A 17,905-nucleotide genomic window follows, 5' to 3' on the forward strand; every position below is an offset into this window, starting at 1 on the left:
TCGGTCACCCTCGCGCGGACCTTGGTCCCGGTGGACTAGCGTCACAAGGACGTCACAAGAATCCGTACGCCGGTTCTTGTCAAGCGCTCTGTCCGGATGCCGACTAGCCCTCTGTTTAGGAGGGTGAGTCGATGGACGACGATGCCGAGATCATTGCCGAGTTCCTTGTGGAGAGCCACGAGAACCTCGACCAGCTGGATCGCGACCTGGTGGAGCTGGAGCAGAACCCCGGAAGCCGGGAGCTGCTCTCGAGCATCTTCCGCACGATCCACACGATCAAGGGAACAAGTGGGTTCCTCGCGTTCGGGCGCCTGGAGAAGCTGACCCACGTCGGCGAGACCCTGCTCTCGAAGCTGCGCGACGGCGAGTACGCCATGAACGAGGCGATCGCCGAGGCGCTGCTGCGGATGGTCGACACCGTACGGCTGCTGCTCGAGGGCATCGAGCGCTCCGGCAACGACAAGGACCCGGCCGTCGACGTGGCGCCGATCCAGGCCGCGATCGAGCTGCTGCTCGAGCACCGCGGCGTGCTGCCGCAGGCCGAGGCCCCGCAGGCCGCCGAGCCGGCGGTCACGGAGATCGCCGCCGAGGCCGACGAGCAGACCGCCGTCGTCGAGGCCGCTCCGGTCGTCGAGGCGCCCGCCGCCGGGACCCAGGTCGCCGAGGCGCCCGCCGCGACGCCCGTCGTCGAGACGCCCGCTGCCCCGGTCCCCACTGCCCAGGTCCCCACTGCCCCGGCCCCCACTCCGGCCGCCGAGCCCGAGTCGTGGGACGGCACCGAGCGCCGCTCCGTCGCCGACTCGGTCGTCCGGGTCGACGTCGAGCTGCTGGACAACCTGGTCCAGCTCGTCGGCGAGCTGGTGCTGACCCGCAACCAGATCCTCCAGCGCACCGAGTCGCAGGACGACCCCGACCTGCTCCGCGCCAGCCAGCGTCTCGACCTGGTCGCCAGCGAGCTGCAGGAGTCGGTCATGAAGACCCGCATGCAGCCCATCGGCCAGGTCTGGTCGAAGATGCCGCGCATCGTGCGCGACCTGGCCCACCAGCTCGGCCGTGAGGTCGACCTGCAGATGGACGGTCACGACACCGAGATGGACCGCTCGGTCCTCGAGGCGGTCAAGGACCCGCTCACCCACATGGTGCGCAACTCCATGGACCACGGCATCGAGCGTCCCGAGGACCGCGAGGCGGCCGGCAAGGCCCGTGCGGGCATCCTGAGCCTGCGGGCCTTCCACGAGTCCGGCCAGGTCATCGTGGAGATCCGCGACGACGGCAAGGGCATCGACCCGGCCCGGATCTCGGCGGTCGCGCTCGAGCGCGGCGTCATCACCCGCGACCAGCTCTCCCGGATGGACACCAAGGAGATCGTCAACCTGATCTTCCGCCCGGGCTTCTCCACCGCGGAGACGGTCACCAACGTCTCCGGCCGTGGCGTCGGCATGGACGTCGTCCGCTCCAACATCGAGCGGATCGGCGGCTCGGTCGACGTCTCCAGCGAGGTCGGTAAGGGCTCCACGTTCCGCATCCGCATCCCGCTGACCCTGGCCATCATCCCGGCGCTCATCGTCGGGGAGGGCGAGGAGCGCTACGCGATCGCCCAGGCCAACCTGGTCGAGCTGGTCCGGATCGAGGGCGAGGACCTCGACCGCCAGGTGGAGAACCTCGGCGGTGCCCCGGTGCTGCGCCTGCGCGGCCGGCTGCTGCCCCTGGTCAACCTCGCCGAGGCCCTCGGCGGCCGTGCCGAGAAGGGCGATCACCTCACCGTGGTCGTCGTCCAGGCCGACGACGTCCGCTTCGGCCTGTGCGTCAACGCCGTCCACGACACCCAGGAGATCGTGGTCAAGCCGATCGGTCGCCAGCTCAAGGAGCTCGCGATGTACGCCGGCGCCACGATCATGGGCGACGGCAAGGTCGCGCTGATCCTCGACATCCCGGGCATGGCCCAGGAGCAGGGCGTCGGTGCCGTGGAGCAGGAGCTGCTCACCACCCGCGCCTCGCTGGACGACGAGGACCGTACGTCCCTGCTCGTGCTCGAGCTCTCCGACGGCCGCCGGGCGGCGCTGCCGCTCGCGTCGGTCGCGCGTCTCGAGGAGTTCGGCCACGACCGGATCGAGCGCACCGGCTCGGTCGAGGTCGTGCAGTACCGCGACGGTCTGCTCCAGCTCGTCCGGCTCGCGCCCGCGATCGGTCTGATGGACACCTCCGATCGCCAGGAGCAGCTCTCCGTGGTCGTCCACGAGCTCGCCGACCGCTCGGTCGGCATCGTGATCGACCGGGTGCTCGACGTCGTCGACACCACTCTCGTCCTGAGCGAGGTCGGCGGACGCTACGGCGTGCGCGGCTCGGCCGTCATCCAGGACCACGTCACCGACATCGTCGACCTCGAGGCCGTCGTGGCCCGTACAGGAGTCCTCGCATGAGCACCGCCACCCTGAACAGCGCCGGGCACGCGCCCGCGCAGGCCATCGCGGAGCAGTACTGCACCTTCTGGGTGGGCGGCCAGTACTTCGGGGTCTCGGTCAACGAGGTCCAGGAGGTCCTGCGGCACCAGCCGATGACCCCGGTGCCGCGGGCGCACGATGCCGTACGCGGCCTCATCAACCTGCGCGGTCAGATCGTGACCGCGGTGGATCTTCGGGTCCGTCTGGGGCTTCCGCCCCGGGCTGAGGGCGAGCTGCCCATGAATGTGATCGTCCGCAGCCGTGGCGAGGTGGTCAGCCTCCTCGTCGACGACATCGGGGACGTGATCGACACGGCCGGGCTCGAGATCGAGTCCGTGCCGCCCACCATGCCGGTGAAGATGGCGGACGTCGTGCAGTGCGTTCGTCCGATGGCCGACGCGGTCCTCCTCGTCCTCGACGCGGACCGAGCGGTCGACATCTTCGCCGTCGCAGAATCTCCAGGGGGAGGAACAACATGACGAAGCTGGTGACGAGCCCCGGAGCCGGTGCTTCCGGATCCGGGGCTCCTGCCGTTCTCGACGTCGATACGTACCGACACGTCCTGAACGGCGTAGACAGCCCACTGATCGTGGCCGATGCGGATCTCGTGGTCCGCTACGCCAACCCAGCCGCACAACGGGCGCTAGGGCAGGTGCGGGAACACCTGCCCTACTCGCCCGACGTGGTGATCGGATTGCCGCTCGATCAGGTGATCCTCTTCGCCCTTGAGACCAAGAGCCCCGGCAGCCACCGGGGAGCGATTCCACTTTCAATCACCCAGACCATCGGCGACCGCTCCGTCAACTTGAGCGTGAACGCCCTCACAGACGCGAGCGGCCGCTTCATCGGCGCTATCGCGCAGCTGGAGGACGTCACCGCGCAGCTCGAGCTCGAGCACGGGACGGCGCGGCTGCGCTCCATGATGGAGAACAGTCCGACGAACATGATGTTCGCCGATCGCGACTTCGTCATCCAGTACATGAACCCGGCCTCGCTCGCGACGCTGCGCCGTCTCGAGGCGCACCTCCCGGTCCGGGCCGACCAGGTGGTCGGGTCGAGCCTCGACATCTTCCACCAGACGCCCGCCTACCAGCGCGGGATCCTCTCCGACCCCAAGGAGCTGCCCCGCCGCGCCAACATCGGCGTGGGGCCGGAGACCCTCGACCTGCTGGTCAGCCCGATCAGGAACGACCAGGGCGAGTACATCGGCGCGATGGCGACCTGGGAGGTCGTCACCGAGCGGATCGCGATGGAACGGAAGAGCGCCGAGGCGCAGGCCGACACCACCGCCGTCAACGAGGTGCTGGTCTCCCTCCAGCACGCCTCGACACCGGAGCAGGCGGTCCGGACGGCCCTCGACACGGTGCGCAGCGCCTTCGGGTGGGCGTACGGCTCCTACTGGACGGTGGGCGACGACCAGCTGCTCCACTTCAGCCTCGAGTCCGGTGACGCCGGGCCCGAGTTCCACCAGGTCACGCTCGCGGCGACCTTCGCGGAGGGCGTCGGCCTGTCCGGGCGGGCGTGGCGTCAGCGCGACCTCTACTTCACCCAGGACATCGGCGAGATGACCGACTGCGTACGGGCTCCCGTCGCGCAGCGCGTCGGGGTGAAGTCGGGCGTCTGCTTCCCGATCCTGATCGAGGGCCGGGTCGTCGGCACGATGGACTTCTTCGCCACCGAGACCCTCGAGCCGAGCGTGCAGCGACTCGACTCGCTGCGCAACGTCGGCAGGATGGTCTCGCAGCGGCTGGAGGCCATCGACCGCGACGTCCGGGAGCGGGCGGCCTCCGCCCACACCGCCGAGGGCGTCCAGCAGATCCTCGACATGGTGCGTGCCGCCGCCGACGGGGACCTCACCCGGTCGCTGGCCTTCGAGGGCGACGACTCCGTGGCCCAGGTCGGGCGTGCGCTGGACGAGCTGCTCGCGCAGTTCCGCCTCAGCATGTCCAACATCGGCGGCACGGCCGACACCCTCGGCATCTCCGCGGAGCAGCTCACCGGCGTGGCCCAGGGGATGGGCGACGGGGCGGCGCTGACCTCGGAGCGGGCCGAGTCCGCATCGGGCGCCTCGATGCAGGTCTCCTCGTCGATCCAGACGGTCGCCACCGCGGCCGAGGAGATGACGGCGAGCATCCGCGAGATCGCGAAGAACGCCACCGAGGCGGCCACCGTCGCCACGGCGGCGGTCCAGGTCGCGAGCGGGGCCCAGGAGACCGTCGTCTCGCTGGGGGAGTCCAGCGTCGAGATCGGCCAGGTCATCAAGGTGATCACCGGGATCGCGCAGCAGACGAACCTGCTCGCCCTCAACGCGACCATCGAGGCTGCTCGTGCGGGCGACGCCGGCAAGGGCTTCGCGGTGGTCGCCAACGAGGTCAAGGAGCTGGCCAAGGAGACCGCCAAGGCGACCGAGGACATCTCCGGCCGGATCGAGGCCATCCAGTCCGACAGCCAGAGCGCGGTGGCGGCCATCGGCCGGATCACCGAGGTCATCGGTCAGATCAACTCGATCCAGACCACGATCGCCTCGGCGGTGGAGGAGCAGACCGCCACCACCAACGAGATCGCCCGATCGGTCACCGAGGCCGCCGCCGGCGCGGACGGCATCGCCTCGGACATCACCCAGGTCGCCACGGCGGCCGCGGAGAACCGTACGGGTGCGCAGAACACCCTGCAGTCCGCCACGGAGCTCTCGGCGATCGCCACCGAGCTGCGGGCGCTGGTCGGTCGGTTCACGCTCTGACCGGCAGCGTGGAAGCACGGTGAGCCGGCGGTCGGGCCTTCTGTGGGGGAGGCCCGGCCGCCGGCTGCTGTGGTGACGCGAGCCGGCCGGGCAGAAGTTCTTTGCCTTCGCCACGCCCTCGCCGATAGGTGGGTGTGACCGATCTGCTTCAGCCCCTCGAGACCAGCGAGACCACTCGGACCATCGAGGAGGGCGGCATCGCCTCGCTCTCGTTCGAGTTCGTCGACGCCCTGCCGACCACCGCGTTCGTCCTCGACCTGGACTACCGGATCATCTTCATCAACGCCGCCGGGCGCGACGGCATGGAGCGCCTCGGCGGCGACCTGGCGGGCATCGCGGACAAGCTGATCGGCCAGTCCTTCGAGTGGCTGCACGGCGACGCCCAGGGCCTCAGCCCGGAGCTGGTGCGGGATCCGGCGAACCTGCCCATCAGCGAGAAGAGCACCCGCGCCGGCGACTTCCTGGATACCACCATGACGGCGGTCTACGACCGCTTCGGAACCTACTGCGCCGTCCTGGTCTCGATCCTCAACGTGACCGACAAGGTCAAGGCCGAGCAGGCCCTCTTCGACGGCGCGCGCGACAACACCACCGCCAACGCCGTGCTCGAGGGCCTGGCCGACGCGACCACCCGGGAGGAGTGCGTCCAGACGGTCGTCGACGCGTACGCCAAGCACTTCGGGGCCGCCTACATCTCCTGGTGGTCCCTCGACGCCGAGCGCGGGCGGATGGTCCACGGCGGCATCGACGGTGGTCGTCCCGAGGTCGTCCCGGTGGCGCGCCAGGTCGCGCAGGGCCTCTCGTACGGCCGGGGTGAGGGCATCGTCGGCCGCTCCTGGGCGAGCAACGGCTTCTTCGCGATCGAGGATCTCGCCGAGGACGACCGCTGGGAGGCCGGTGCGCAGGCGCTCAAGAGCGGCGTGCGATCGGTCTTCGGCTTCCCGGTGTCGCTGAACGGCGAGGTGATCGGCGGCATCGAGGCCACCCTGCCCGAGCCGCTGCGGATGACCCCCGATCGCGAGGAGACGCTCAACAGCATCGTGATCCTCCTCAACGACGCGCTCAAGCGCGTCAGCGAGCAGCAGCTCGCCGCCGAGGAGGCGGAGGCGACGGCGCGGAAGGTGCGCGCGCTGCTCGACTTCGTCCAGGCCGCCGCCACCGGCGACCTCACCCGCGAGCTCGACGTCCGTGGGACCGACAACGTCGGCCTCATCGCCGACGCCCTGCGCGAGCTCCTCGGCTCGATGCGCTCCAGCCTCGGCGAGATCCGCGGCACTGCCGACACCCTGTCCGGTGCCGCCGAGCAGCTCACCGCCCTGTCCCACGGGATGGGGGAGGGTGCCGCTCTCACCTCGGACCGGGCCGGCTCCGCGTCGGGCGCCTCCGCCCAGGTCTCCGCCTCGATCCAGACGGTCGCCACCGCGGCCGAGGAAATGACGGCGAGCATCCGCGAGATCGCGAAGAACGCCACCGAGGCCGCCTCGGTCGCCGGGGACGCCGTCTCCGTGGCTGCGGAGGCGCAGGGCACTGTCGCCTCGCTGGGCAGTTCGAGCGCCGAGATCGGCCAGGTGGTCAAGGTGATCACCGCGATCGCGCAGCAGACCAACCTGCTCGCCCTCAACGCGACCATCGAGGCTGCTCGTGCAGGCGATGCCGGCAAGGGCTTCGCGGTGGTCGCCAACGAGGTCAAGGAGCTGGCCAAGGAGACCGCCGCCGCGACCGAGGACATCTCGCGCAAGATCGACGCTATCCAGGGGAACACCGAGGGTGCCGTCTCGGCGATCAGCCGGATCACCGAGGTCATCGGCCGGATCAGCGACATCCAGACCACGATCGCCTCGGCGGTGGAGGAGCAGACCGCCACCACCAACGAGATCGCCCGCTCGGTCACCGAGGCCGCGGCCGGTGCCAACGGCATCGCCGCCGACGTCACCCAGGTCGCCTCGGCGGCCGCCGAGACCCAGGCCGGCGTGCAGACCACGCTCGACTCCGCGCGGGGCCTGAGCGAGATCGCCACCGAGCTGCGCACGCTGGTCGGCCAGTTCACCGTCTGATCGACACGAGCACGACGGCAACGGCCGGCCTCCCGGACAGGGACGCCGGCCGTTGCCCTGCTCGGCTCGCGGCTGCGGCTGATGAGGCCGCGTACGCCAAGAACACCGCGATGGCCGAGCCGAGATCGGCCAGGTCGGCGCGCTGATCACCTCGATCACGCAGCAGACCAACCTCCTCGCGCTCAACCCGCCAACGTCATCTCGACCAACGACATCTCGCGCTCGGTAGCCGCGGCGACAGCCGGCGCGGCGACATCGCTCACGGGCGTGGCCGCACGCTGGACCGGTTCCGGGCCGGCTTCCGCTCCGAGGAGAGCGACGCGCGACGTGACGAAGCCCGGGAAGGCTGCGGGGGCAGGCCTTCCCGGGCCCTCTCTCCCTCCCCAGGGCGAGACGAGCGTGGGTGGGACGCGATGCGGCCCCGGTTGTCCTCAGCCGAGGACGGGTGTGCGCGACGTGTCCAGGTCACCGGCACGACGCGGTGCGGGCAGCGGGCTGCCGCTGCCGTCGCGCAGGCGGTGCGCCAGCACGGCGGCCTGGGTGCGGTGCTGCACGCCGAGGCGGGCGAGCAGGCCGGTGACGTGGTTCTTGACCGTCTTCTCGGCGAGGAAGAGCCGCTCGGCGATCTGCCGGTTGGTGAGCCCCTCGGCGATCAGGAAGAGGATCTTGCTCTGCTGCGGGGTGAGCTCGGAGAGCACGTCGAACGCGCGCCGGTGGAACTGCACCTGCTGCACCACCCGGGAGGCGATCACCGGGTCGATCAGGGTGTGGCCGCTGGCGACGAGGCGGATGCCGCTGACCAGGCTGTTGCCCTCGATCTGCTTGAGCACGTAGCCGGCGGCGCCGGCGAGGATCGCGGACGTGATGGCCTGCTCGTCGTCATAGCTGGTGAGGATCAGGCCCTTGATCGAGGGGTTGGCCTCGCGCATCTGGCGGCAGATGTCGATGCCGGAGCCGTCGGGCAGCTGGGCGTCGAGGACGCAGACGTCCGGCTCGAGCTCGAGGATCGCGGGCAGTGCCTCGCGGGCCGTGCCGGCCTCGCCGACGACCTGGATGTCGCCCTCGGCGTCGAGCATGCTGCGGACACCGCGTCGGACGATCTCGTGATCGTCGACGAGGAAAACGCGAATCAGACCGTCGGGCATAGGACCATTGTCCCTGAGAAAGGGCCTAGAACGGAATCAGGTACACGGTCACGGGAATTGCCCTGATCCGCATCATCCTCGTTAGTCCGAAAGGACTAGAGGTGAAGCGTCTTTCAGGGGAGGCGGGGTGAAGCCGGGGTCGGTTACCGGGTCCGCGCGCTCGCCCGGTGGGAGCGGCGCTCGACGAGTGCGCGAGCCTCGCGCAGCAGGCCGAGAACGTCGTCGAGCACGATCTGTCCAGACCCGGGACCCTCGGCGACCAGCATGGCCGCATCGTCGCTCGTGACGGTCGCGCCCAGCTCGAGGCGGTAGTGGGTGTCGGTGAGGTCGAAGCTGATGTCGCGGACGGTGGCGATCAAGTGCTCCTCGCCGTCCCGGACGAGGACACGCTCGCCCGGCTCCAGGCCCCGTCCCAGTGCGGTCGAGGTGTGCGCGACCTCCACCGAACGGGCGCGACGACTGAATGCGTTGAGCTCGAGTTCAAGACGCTCCACGGCTGTTTCCTCCCCTAGCGGCAACTCCCGAGAGGGGTCATACCCCTGTGTCGATCCAACGAAACACGCGAATTCGCGTCACGGTGGCGCCGAGCAAATGTCTGGACCAGATTGGGTATGGATCCGTGCCAGAGTGGCGCCCATGGCAGCAGATCGCGACTTCGACCTGATCCTCTTCGGTGCGACCGGATTCACCGGCGGCCTGACCGCGGCCTACCTGGCCGAGCACGCCCCGGCCGACCTGCGCTGGGCCCTCGCCGGGCGCAACCCGGCCAAGCTGGGAGCCGTCCGCGAGGACCTCGTCGCCCGGTTCGGTGAGCGGCTCGCCGGGCTCGAGCTCCTGCCGGCCGACGCAACCGACGCGGCCCGGCTGGCCGCCGTCGCGCGCCGTACGCGCGTCGTCATCACGACCGTCGGCCCCTATCTCGAGCACGGCGAGGCGCTGGTCCGTGCGTGTGCCGAGGCGGGCACCGACTACGTCGACCTGACCGGAGAGCCGGAGTTCATCGACACCATGTACGTGCGCTACCACGCGATCGCCCAGCGCACCGGCGCCCGGATCGTGCACGCGTGCGGCTTCGACTCGATCCCGCACGACCTCGGTGCGCTCTACACCGCCCAGCAGCTCGGCGCCACCGGAGCGGTGACCATGCGCGGGGTGGTACGCAGCGCCGCCGTCGCCTCCGGCGGCACGTTCCACTCCGCGCTCGGCCAGTTCGCCCGGGCACGTCAGCTGCGGGCCGCCGCCTCGGCGCGCAAGGAGGTCGAGACCCGCCCCGCAGGGCGCCGCGCCCGCGCGGTCGGGAGTCGCCCGACGCGGGACGCGCGACTCGGCTACTACCTGCTGCCGCTGCCCACCGTCGACCCGGCGATCGTGGCGCGCAGCGCCGCGGCTCTCCCGGTCTTCGGCACGGACTTCCGCTACTCCCATTTCGCCGGCACCAAGACGCTGCGATACGCCGTCGGCGGCGCGGTCGGCGCCAGCGCTCTGATCGCGGCCGCCCAGGTGGGCCCGGTCCGGCGCTGGCTCGGCAGCCGGATGCCGCAGGGGGAGGGGCCCAGTGAGGCGCGTCGGTCCCGGTCATGGTTCACGGTCGACTTCGTCGCCGAGGGCGACGGCCGCACGGTCCACACCCGGGTCAGCGGCGGCGACCCCGGCTACACCGAGACCTCGAAGATGCTCGCTGAGTCCGCGCTCTGCCTCGCGCTCGACGACAACCCGCACACGTCGGGCTCGGTCACCACCGCCGTCGCGATGGGCGATGCGCTGCTCGGTCGCCTCCAGCGTGCGGGGATCCGATTCGAGACGATCGAGGACTGACCCGGCGCTCCTCGGCGGGGGCGAGCTGGGAGGCCAGCCAGAGCCTGGCCTGCGCGGTGATCTGCTGGAGCACGAGCCGGTAGGTACCCCGTCGGGCCGATCTCACACCTGGCATGGGCGCAGCGCCCTCGGTTACCGCGACCGCATGACGACCTTGTGGATCATCGTGCTGATCTTCATCGTCTTCGCCCTCGCGGCGGGGGCGGTCCAGTTGCTCGCGGCCATCGCCGACAGGCGCCGCGCCCGCGAGGTGGCGAGCGACGAGTCTCGCCTCCACCCGGAGGCTGGTCACGGTCAGGACGGATTCGACGAGGGTGGGCCCGGCAGCGGCGGGCCCGGCCGGGACGAGTCGGACCAGAGCGGACGGGAGTGAGCCATGCCGAACCCGAGCATCAAGAACGAGAAGCTGTACGAGGAACTGCGCGACGACGGCGACTCGAAGGAGAAGGCCGCCCGGATCTCGAACGCCGTCGCCCGGCGGGGCGGCCGCGCCGTCGGCCGCAAGGGCGGCATGTCCGGCTCATACGACGACTGGACCGTCCGCGACCTGCGGCGCCGGGCCAAGGAGCTCGGCATGCACGGCTACTCCGCAAAGCGGAAGTCCGAGCTGATCTCGGCGCTGCGCGACCACTGAGTCGGTCGGTTCGGTGCCCCCGGCAGGGATCGAACCTGCGACGCCCGCGTTAGGAGTGCGGCGCTCTATCCACTGAGCTACGGAGGCTGGGCAGGGTCATCTTGTCACCCTGTGATCCGGACCGCTCAACCCGCACCCGCCACTGGCTCGCGCGCGCCGCGGAATAGCACATCCGGGAGCCGCTGTTTTGGCGTACTCGCGGCGTGGCCAGCACACTTTGGAGGTCGCACGTAAGGTCATGGAGGCCCCGACAGCGGCCGCAGCGATGACCAGTGCCCCCGATGCGAGTGACGGTGATGGATGTACGACGCAGAGCAGCCCGCGCCGTTCCCATCCCCTGGCACCGCTCCTGAGCCCATCGCCGCCGCTCCTCGCTCGACCGACACGGTCGTGCGTGAGGCCCGCGGCGGAAAGCGGCGCGCCCGCAAGCGCACCCGTCACACCATCGCGAAGGCTCTCCTGTCGACGATGGTCGCGCTGGTGCTGGTGACCGGTCTCTCGGCCGCCTACCTCTACCGCCATCTCAACGGCAACCTGCACGTGTACGACGCCACCAAGGACATGGTCGGGACGCGCCCCGAGCGCGTCTTCACCGGTCCGGACGGCCCGCTCAACATCCTGGTGATGGGCTCCGACAGCCGCGACTGCACCGGCTGTGACATCGACGGCCTGACCGAGGGCGGCCAGCGCTCCGACACCACCATCCTGGTCCACCTCTCCGCCGACCGGAAGCACGCGTACGGCATCTCGATCCCGCGTGACTCGATGGTCAACCGGCCCGCGTGCAAGGAGCCGGACGGCTCGATCAGCTCGGCCGCGTACGGCATGTGGAACGAGGCGTTCTCGATCGGTGGTCCCGCCTGCACCATCGAGCAGGTCGAGCAGCTCACCGGGATCCGGGTCGACCACTTCGTGGTCGTCGACTTCGAGGGCTTCAAGTCGATGGTCGACGCCATCGGCGGCGTGAAGGTCTGCATCCCGCAGACCTGGGACGACCGCGCCCACGGCATCTACCTGCCGGCCGGCACCCGCAAGATCTCCGGCAACCAGGCGCTCGAGTACGTCCGGATCCGTCACATCGAGGGCACCGACGGCTCCGACCTCGGCCGGATCAAGCGCCAGCAGGCGTTCGTCGGCTCGATGGTCAACCAGGTCCTCTCCTCCGACACGCTGTCGAACCCGATCAAGGTGATCAAGTTCCTCAACGCGGCGACCAAGTCGCTGACGGTCGACCCGGGTCTCAAGGACCTGAGCAAGCTGGCCGGCCTGGCCCAGCAGTTCAAGGGCATCGGGCTCAACAAGATCCAGTTCGTCACGATCCCCTGGGAGTACGACCCGGCCGATCTCAACCGGGTGGTGTGGCTGCCCGAGGCGAGCAAGGTCTGGAACGCGATCAAGAACGACCGCCCCCTCTCCCGCGGGCTCACCTCGGGATCGATCGACGTCAGCAACCTGCCCGGCACCGAGGCCGCTTCGCCGAGCAGCACCCCGAGCGGCTCGCCCAGCAGCTCGCCCAGCGATGCGCCCAGCGATGCACCCAGCGGGTCGGGCAGCGCCAGCGCCTCGAGTACGCCGACGGGTACGCCGACCCGGTCCGCCGAGGACACCGACGCGCTCCAGCGAGCGGGTCTCTGCACGTGACCGAGCAGGAGCATCCTGCCCAGGCCGAGCCGGCCCCGGTCGGCTCGACCGAGACGGAGCCGACCATGACGGGGCCCGCCGAGACGGAGCCCGCCGAGGCGGAGTGGGAGCGGAAGCGCCGGCTTGCCCGGATCTTCGGCGACGTCCTGCCCGAGACCACCCGTGACGACCGGGACGAGGCCGGCACCCGTGGGCCGCAGAGCTCCGACGACTGGCTGAAAGCACAGGTGCCGCCTCACCACGGTGGGTGAGACGGCACCTGCGACGTGTGCTCGCCCGGGTCAGCGGGCGGCGCTCACTGCCGGGCCGCGAGCAGGTCGCGGATCTCGGTCAGCAAGGCGACGTCCTCGGGCGTGCCCGGCTCGTCGGTCGCGGGGAAGTAGCGCGCCTTGGCCTTCGTGTACGGCATCACGATCGCGAAGTAGACGACGGCCGCGATGATGACGAACGAGATCACCGCCGTGATCCACGCACCGATCGAGACGCCACCCGGGTGCCAGCTGGAGAAGTCGGGCTGACCGCCGACCTTGCCGATCAGGTCCATGATCAGGGTGACGGTCGCGGTCACCACGGCGGCGAACGCCGTCGCCATGATGAAGGCGACGGCCAGCTCGACGAGGTTGCCGCGCAACAGGAAGTTCTTGAAGCCGCTCATGACTACGTCTCTCCGAATCGTCAGATGAGGGGAGCTCCCCCGGTGATGAAACGCCTCGACCCTAGTTCGGGTACGCATAGGTCAGGAAGTCCCTCACTGATGCGGACGTGACGGATGTGACGAGATCGTCGGGGACGCCGACGACGATCAGGCGCCCGCCGAGACCGGCTGTGGTCGCACCGCCGGCATCGGCGGCGGATCCGGAGGAGGGGAGGGCCAGCACCTCCGCGTCCGGGGCGGCGATCCGGGTGGCCCCGCCGGCCGCGTCGGTGGCGAGCAGCCGAACGTGGTCGCCGACCCGGAGCAACGCCGCCATCTCCGGGTCGGGCAGACGCACCGGCACGGCGACGAGGCCGAACCGCCCGGCGGTCAGCGCGGGGCCGACCAGCCGCAGGTCGGTGACCGGCTCCCCGCGCCGTACCGCCGACGCGAGCACCCGCCCGGCCAGATCGGCGCTGTCGAGGGAGACGGCTCCGTCCGGGATCGCGTCGGCCGGCACCCGGACCGTGGTGAGGTCATCGCGCGACAGCGTCGTGCCCGAGCCGAGATCGCGGGCCGCGACGGTGAGCGTCGCACCCGCCGGCCCACCCGGACGCGCGGCCTGGACGCCGAGCACGACGGCGATCAGGGCCAGCACCCCGGCGAGGGCTCGACGATGGGCAAGCACGCGGCGCCGCAGCCGGCGCGTGCCACGGCCAAGGTTCCCGAGAGGAGTTGTCACTCCTCGACGGTAGGACGATGCGCAGATCCGTGCGTCGCGTTATCCACAGGGCCGGTGGTTTCGATACGCGCCGCTCGTTCCTCGCGGTGCACTCGACCAGCGATCCCGGTGGTTTCGATACGCGCCGCTCGTTCGTGGCGGCGCACTCGACCAGCGATCCCGGTGGTCTCGATACGCGCCGCTCGTTCCTCGCGGTGCACTCGACCAGCGATCCCGGTGGTCTCGATACGTGCCGCGCGTGCCTCGCGGTGCACTCGACCAGCGATCCCGGTGGTCTCGATACGCGCCGCTCGTTCCTCGCGGCGCGCTCGACCAGCGATCCCGGTGGTCGAGTAGCGAGCGCCAGCGAGCGTATCGAGACCCGCGGACGCGCGGAGCGCCGTCGGTCAGTCGCTGCTGCCGGGGGCGGCCGCGGCGGTCGAGGAACTACCCGATCCGCGACTGTCGGTGCGGTAGAAGCCGGATCCCTTGAAGACCACGCCGGCGGCGCTGAAGACCTTGCGCAGCTTGCCGCCGCACTCGGGGCACACGGTCAGGGCATCGTCGGCGAAGCTCTGGACCGCGTCGAAACCGTGGCCGCACTCGGTGCAGGCGTACTGATAGGTGGGCACGACGCTCCTTCACTGACGCTCGACCCTGGCACTCGACAAGGTCGACTGCCAGTTTACAGCGCTCGACGCAGGCGCAGGATTCCCGACGGCGTCGCCGCGGCGGTGACGGGCCGGTCGTGTGGGTCGACCGGCACCTGTTGTTGGCCGGTCTCGTGCGCATAGAGGAGGACACAGGTGAAGGTGCCGACCGGCACCCGCGCCAGCGCCCGGTCGTACGAGCCGCCGCCGCGACCCAGGCGATAGCCCTGCGCATCCGCCGCCAGCCCCGGCACCAGCACGACGTCGGCCTGGGCGACGGCGTCCACGCCGAGCGTCCGGCCGTCGGGCTCGAGCAGACCCCGGCCGGCGCGATGCAGGGTGCCCGGCCCGGCGTACGTGCTCCAGTCGAGGTCGTTGTCCGGCAGCAGCCGGGGGAGCAGGACACGCCGACCGGAGGTTTGAAGCGCGTCGATCAGGGGACCTGTACCGGGCTCGTTGCCGACCGACACGTACGCCGCGACCGTGGCGGCTCGCCGCAGCTCGGGGAGGGCGAGGAGGTGGGCGGCGAGCCCCCGGGCGGCCTCGCCGATCTCGAGGAGGCCGAGCCGGTGGCGGCTGGTGAGCAGCTGATCTCGTAGCGCGATCTTCGCCGGCGCGTTGTCGTGCGGGGACCCGGATTCTGAAGGAGTAGTTTGTGGATCAGCCACACGGCCAGCCTACGATCGTCCCTATGCACACCGAGGGGCACACCGAGGGTCTGGCCGCAGCTGTCGACAAGATGCGGTCCGCGCAGGTCGACGAGGTGGCGGTCCGGACCTTCGCCCACTACTACGGCGAGCTCGAGCGCGGTGCCACCGGCATGATCCCCGAGGAGTCGATCGAGCCGGTCACCATCGCGGCGCTCGCCGACGCCGAGGTCTCCGACGAGGACGCCGCTGCAGCGATCGCGGCGACCGCGGTGATCAAGCTCAACGGGGGTCTCGGCACCTCGATGGGGATGGACCGCGCCAAGTCCCTGCTCGGCGTGCGCGACGAGCTCTCCTTCCTCGACGTCATCGCCCGCCAGATCCTCCACCTGCGCGAGACGTACGGCACCCGCCTGCCGATCATCTTCATGAACTCCTTCCGCACCTCCGCCGACACCCTGGAGGCGATCGCGCAGTACGCCGACCTGCCGGTCGAGGGCCTGCCGCTGGAGTTCCGGCAGAACATGGTGCCCCGTCTCCTCGCGGACGGGCTGTGCCCGGTCGAGTGGCCGCAGGACCCCGATCTCGAGTGGTGCCCGCCGGGCCACGGCGACATCTACACCGCGCTGCGCGGCACCGGTCTGCTCGACGCGCTGCTCGACCAGGGCTACGAGCGGGTCTTCATCTCCAACTCCGACAACCTCGGCGCCGTCCCCGATGCGCACGTGGCGGGCTGGTTCGCCACCTCGGGCGCCCCGTTCGCGATCGAGGCCGTGCGCCGTACGCCCTCGGACCGCAAGGGCGGCCATTTCGCCCGGCGCAGGTCCGACGGCCGGCTGGTGCTGCGCGAGACCGCACAGACCCTGCCCGAGGACAAGCAGGCCCTGCAGGACCTCAGCCGGCACCGCTATTGCTCGACCAACAATCTCTGGATCGACCTGCGCGCGCTCAAGGCCGTGCTCGACGAGCGCGACGGCATCCTCGGCCTGCCGATGATCCGCAACGAGAAGACCGTCGACCCGAGCGACCCGTCCACCCCGAAGGTGATCCAGATCGAGACGGCGATGGGCTCGGCGATCGAGATCTTCGAGGGCGCCGAGCTGATCGAGGTCGGCCGCGACCGGTTCATCCCGGTCAAGACCACCAACGACCTGCTGGTGCTCCGCTCCGACGTCTACGACATCCGCGACGGCTACACGCTGGACCAGGTTGCCCACGAGGTGCCGTTCATCGACCTCGACGGTGACCACTACAAGCTGGTCGCCGACTTCGAGGCGCGCTTCCCCGACGGTGTGCCCTCGCTGGCCAAGGCGACTGCGCTGCGGGTCGAGGGCGACTGGACGTTCGGCGCCGACGTGCAGGTGATCGGCGACGTCACGCTGGCGGCCGACGCCGCCGAGCAGGTCGCCGCGGGCACGGTCCTGGCCGGCGACACCACGGACTGACGGGTCGCGCCGCGACGGGTCTCGATACGGCCCCGCCTGGCGGCTCTGCCTCCTCGACCGACGATCTGCCGGGCGTAGCGAGACCTCTCGGTAGGGTCGGGTCCATGGCCGACGCACCCATCAGTCCCGACGAGCACCGCCAGCGGATCCTCGACGCGATCGAGCCGATGACGTTCTTCCCGCAGCCGCTGATGGAGGCGCTCGGGCTGGCCTGCGCGGACGACATGCACGCCCGGGTCTCGCTGCCGAGCTTCGACAACTCCTCGATGGACGGCTACGCCGTCCGCTTCGCCGAGGTCGCCGGCGCGACCGATGCGGAGCCGGTGGTGCTGCCGGTGGTCGGCGAGATCGGCGCCGGGACCGCCCGGGTGCACGCGCTGGCACCGGGCACCGCTGTCAAGATCATGACCGGGGCGCCCGTCCCCGCCGGCGCCGACACCATCGTCCCGTACGAGCTCACCGACCGTGGCGTCAGCCAGGTCCGGATCAGCGAGGCGCCGCGCGAGCAGGGAGCGCACGTGCGCAGCGCCGGCGAGGACGTCACCGACGGTGACCTGGTCGTCGCGGCGGGCACGGTCCTCAACCCGCGTCACCTCGGCCTGCTCGCCGCCACCGGCCACGCGGCCGTCCCGGCCCGGCCCCGGCCGCGGGTCGTCGTGATCTCGACCGGCTCCGAGCTGCGCGAGCCGGGCCAGCCGCTGGGCCACGACTCGATCTATGACAGCAACTCCTACCTCCTCGCCGCCGCCGCCCGCGCGGCCGGGGCGATCGCCTTCCGGGTCGGGATCGTCCCCGACGACCCGGACGGCTTCCGGACCGCGCTGCACGACCAGCTCGTCCGCGCCGATCTCGTGATCACATCGGGTGGCGTCAGCCAGGGCGACTACGACGTGGTCAAGGAGGCGCTCTCCTCGGAGGGCGTCTGGTTCGGCCCGATCTCGATGCAGCCCGGCAAGCCGCAGGGCTTCGGCCTGGTCGGCGAGGAGCAGGTGCCGATCTTCTGCCTGCCCGGCAACCCGGTCTCCTCGTACGTCTCCTTCGAGGCGTTCGTGCTGCCGGCGCTGCGCCGGCTGATGGGGCTCACGCCCGAGGCGCGGCCCGCGCTGGGTGCGCGGCTCCAGACCGAGGACGGCCGGCCGATGCGCTCGCCCGCCGGTCGCCGGCAGTACATGCGCGGCCGCTACGCGGACGGCGTCGTCACGCCGTTCGGCGGACCGGCCTCGCACATCCTCGGCGGCCTGGCCGGCGCCAACTGCCTCCTGGTCGTCCCCGAGGAGACCACCGAGGTCGCGCCGGGCGCCACCGTCGAGGTGCTCCTGATCGAGCAGGACTTCTGAG

17 protein-coding genes and 1 tRNA gene are annotated in these 17,905 nt (G+C 70.7%); 11 read left to right on the forward strand and 7 right to left on the reverse strand.

Translation table 11 applies throughout. The features are described from left to right. Positions 1–131 precede the first annotated feature (131 nt). The 4 genes from ACZ5L9_RS09650 (at position 132) to ACZ5L9_RS09665 (ending at position 7,235) form a co-directional block, all read left to right on the forward strand. Positions 132–2,420, forward strand: coding sequence for a chemotaxis protein CheA (locus ACZ5L9_RS09650; protein ID WP_464536576.1), 2,289 nt, complete (start codon positions 132–134; stop codon positions 2,418–2,420). Continuing rightward, positions 2,417–2,920: a chemotaxis protein CheW gene (locus ACZ5L9_RS09655; protein WP_464536578.1), complete on the forward strand. Its 504-nt coding sequence runs from the start codon at positions 2,417–2,419 to the stop codon at positions 2,918–2,920. Before ACZ5L9_RS09650 ends, ACZ5L9_RS09655 begins: the two co-directional genes overlap by 4 nt. 8 nt (positions 2,921–2,928) lie before the next feature. Next, positions 2,929–5,181, forward strand: a complete 2,253-nt coding sequence (locus ACZ5L9_RS09660) for a methyl-accepting chemotaxis protein (RefSeq protein WP_464536840.1) — start codon at positions 2,929–2,931, stop codon at positions 5,179–5,181. 134 nt (positions 5,182–5,315) lie between these two features. After that, positions 5,316–7,235 carry a methyl-accepting chemotaxis protein gene (locus tag ACZ5L9_RS09665; RefSeq protein ID WP_464536580.1) on the forward strand — a complete coding sequence of 640 codons (1,920 nt, stop codon included), beginning with the start codon at positions 5,316–5,318 and terminating at the stop codon, positions 7,233–7,235. Between the two features lie 431 nt (positions 7,236–7,666). On the opposite strand, the gene ACZ5L9_RS09670 is transcribed toward ACZ5L9_RS09665, so the two are convergent. Further along, a complete protein-coding gene (locus ACZ5L9_RS09670) occupies positions 7,667–8,380 on the reverse strand; it encodes a response regulator (protein WP_464536583.1) in 714 nt (237 codons plus the stop codon). Between the two features lie 143 nt (positions 8,381–8,523). Further along, the gene (locus tag ACZ5L9_RS09675) at positions 8,524–8,874 is read right to left on the reverse strand and encodes a hypothetical protein (protein ID WP_464536585.1); all 351 of its coding nucleotides are present in this window, start codon (positions 8,872–8,874) and stop codon (positions 8,524–8,526) included. A 142-nt stretch (positions 8,875–9,016) separates the two neighbouring features. Here ACZ5L9_RS09675 and ACZ5L9_RS09680 point away from each other — a divergent pair, with 142 nt between their 5' ends. The 3 genes from ACZ5L9_RS09680 to ACZ5L9_RS09690 all read left to right on the forward strand — a co-directional run bounded on the left by ACZ5L9_RS09680 (position 9,017) and on the right by ACZ5L9_RS09690 (position 10,829). After that, the gene (locus ACZ5L9_RS09680) at positions 9,017–10,195 is read left to right on the forward strand and encodes a saccharopine dehydrogenase family protein (RefSeq protein WP_464536587.1); all 1,179 of its coding nucleotides are present in this window, start codon (positions 9,017–9,019) and stop codon (positions 10,193–10,195) included. 145 nt (positions 10,196–10,340) lie between these two features. Next, positions 10,341–10,568 carry a hypothetical protein gene (locus ACZ5L9_RS09685; protein ID WP_464536589.1) on the forward strand — a complete coding sequence of 76 codons (228 nt, stop codon included), beginning with the start codon at positions 10,341–10,343 and terminating at the stop codon, positions 10,566–10,568. A gap of 3 nt (positions 10,569–10,571) precedes the next feature. Beyond that, positions 10,572–10,829, forward strand: a complete 258-nt coding sequence (locus ACZ5L9_RS09690) for a DUF7218 family protein (RefSeq protein ID WP_464536590.1) — start codon at positions 10,572–10,574, stop codon at positions 10,827–10,829. 14 nt (positions 10,830–10,843) lie between these two features. On the opposite strand, the gene ACZ5L9_RS09695 is transcribed toward ACZ5L9_RS09690, so the two are convergent. Next, positions 10,844–10,916, reverse strand: a tRNA-Arg gene (locus ACZ5L9_RS09695). Positions 10,917–11,129: 213 nt separating this feature from the next. Here ACZ5L9_RS09695 and ACZ5L9_RS09700 point away from each other — a divergent pair. Both ACZ5L9_RS09700 and ACZ5L9_RS09705 read left to right on the forward strand, forming a co-directional pair. After that, entirely contained in the window at positions 11,130–12,470 is a 1,341-nt protein-coding gene (locus ACZ5L9_RS09700; RefSeq protein ID WP_464536592.1) for an LCP family protein, read from the forward strand. Then, entirely contained in the window at positions 12,467–12,721 is a 255-nt protein-coding gene (locus ACZ5L9_RS09705) for a hypothetical protein (protein WP_464536594.1), read from the forward strand. Before ACZ5L9_RS09700 ends, ACZ5L9_RS09705 begins: the two co-directional genes overlap by 4 nt. 44 nt (positions 12,722–12,765) lie before the next feature. Here ACZ5L9_RS09705 and ACZ5L9_RS09710 read toward each other — a convergent pair whose 3' ends face one another. From ACZ5L9_RS09710 to ACZ5L9_RS09725, 4 genes are all read right to left on the reverse strand, one after another. Then, positions 12,766–13,125 (reverse strand): MscL family protein, encoded by a 360-nt coding sequence (locus ACZ5L9_RS09710; protein WP_464536596.1) that lies wholly within the window; start codon positions 13,123–13,125, stop codon positions 12,766–12,768. Between the two features lie 61 nt (positions 13,126–13,186). Further along, the gene (locus tag ACZ5L9_RS09715) at positions 13,187–13,846 is read right to left on the reverse strand and encodes an SAF domain-containing protein (RefSeq protein ID WP_464536598.1); all 660 of its coding nucleotides are present in this window, start codon (positions 13,844–13,846) and stop codon (positions 13,187–13,189) included. Between the two features lie 386 nt (positions 13,847–14,232). Then, entirely contained in the window at positions 14,233–14,457 is a 225-nt protein-coding gene (locus tag ACZ5L9_RS09720; RefSeq protein ID WP_464536600.1) for an FmdB family zinc ribbon protein, read from the reverse strand. A 53-nt stretch (positions 14,458–14,510) separates the two neighbouring features. Further along, positions 14,511–15,143: a 5-formyltetrahydrofolate cyclo-ligase gene (locus tag ACZ5L9_RS09725; protein WP_464536602.1), complete on the reverse strand. Its 633-nt coding sequence runs from the start codon at positions 15,141–15,143 to the stop codon at positions 14,511–14,513. 23 nt (positions 15,144–15,166) lie between these two features. On the opposite strand from ACZ5L9_RS09725, the gene ACZ5L9_RS09730 reads away from it, so the two are divergent. Continuing rightward, positions 15,167–16,567 carry a UTP--glucose-1-phosphate uridylyltransferase gene (locus ACZ5L9_RS09730; RefSeq protein ID WP_464536604.1) on the forward strand — a complete coding sequence of 467 codons (1,401 nt, stop codon included), beginning with the start codon at positions 15,167–15,169 and terminating at the stop codon, positions 16,565–16,567. 104 nt (positions 16,568–16,671) lie between these two features. Continuing rightward, complete coding sequence (glp, locus tag ACZ5L9_RS09735; protein ID WP_464536606.1) at positions 16,672–17,904, forward strand: molybdotransferase-like divisome protein Glp; 1,233 nt, start codon at positions 16,672–16,674, stop codon at positions 17,902–17,904. Position 17,905: the final 1 nt, after the last annotated feature.

The sequence above is a fragment of the Nocardioides sp. JCM 18998 genome (genome assembly GCF_055391535.1).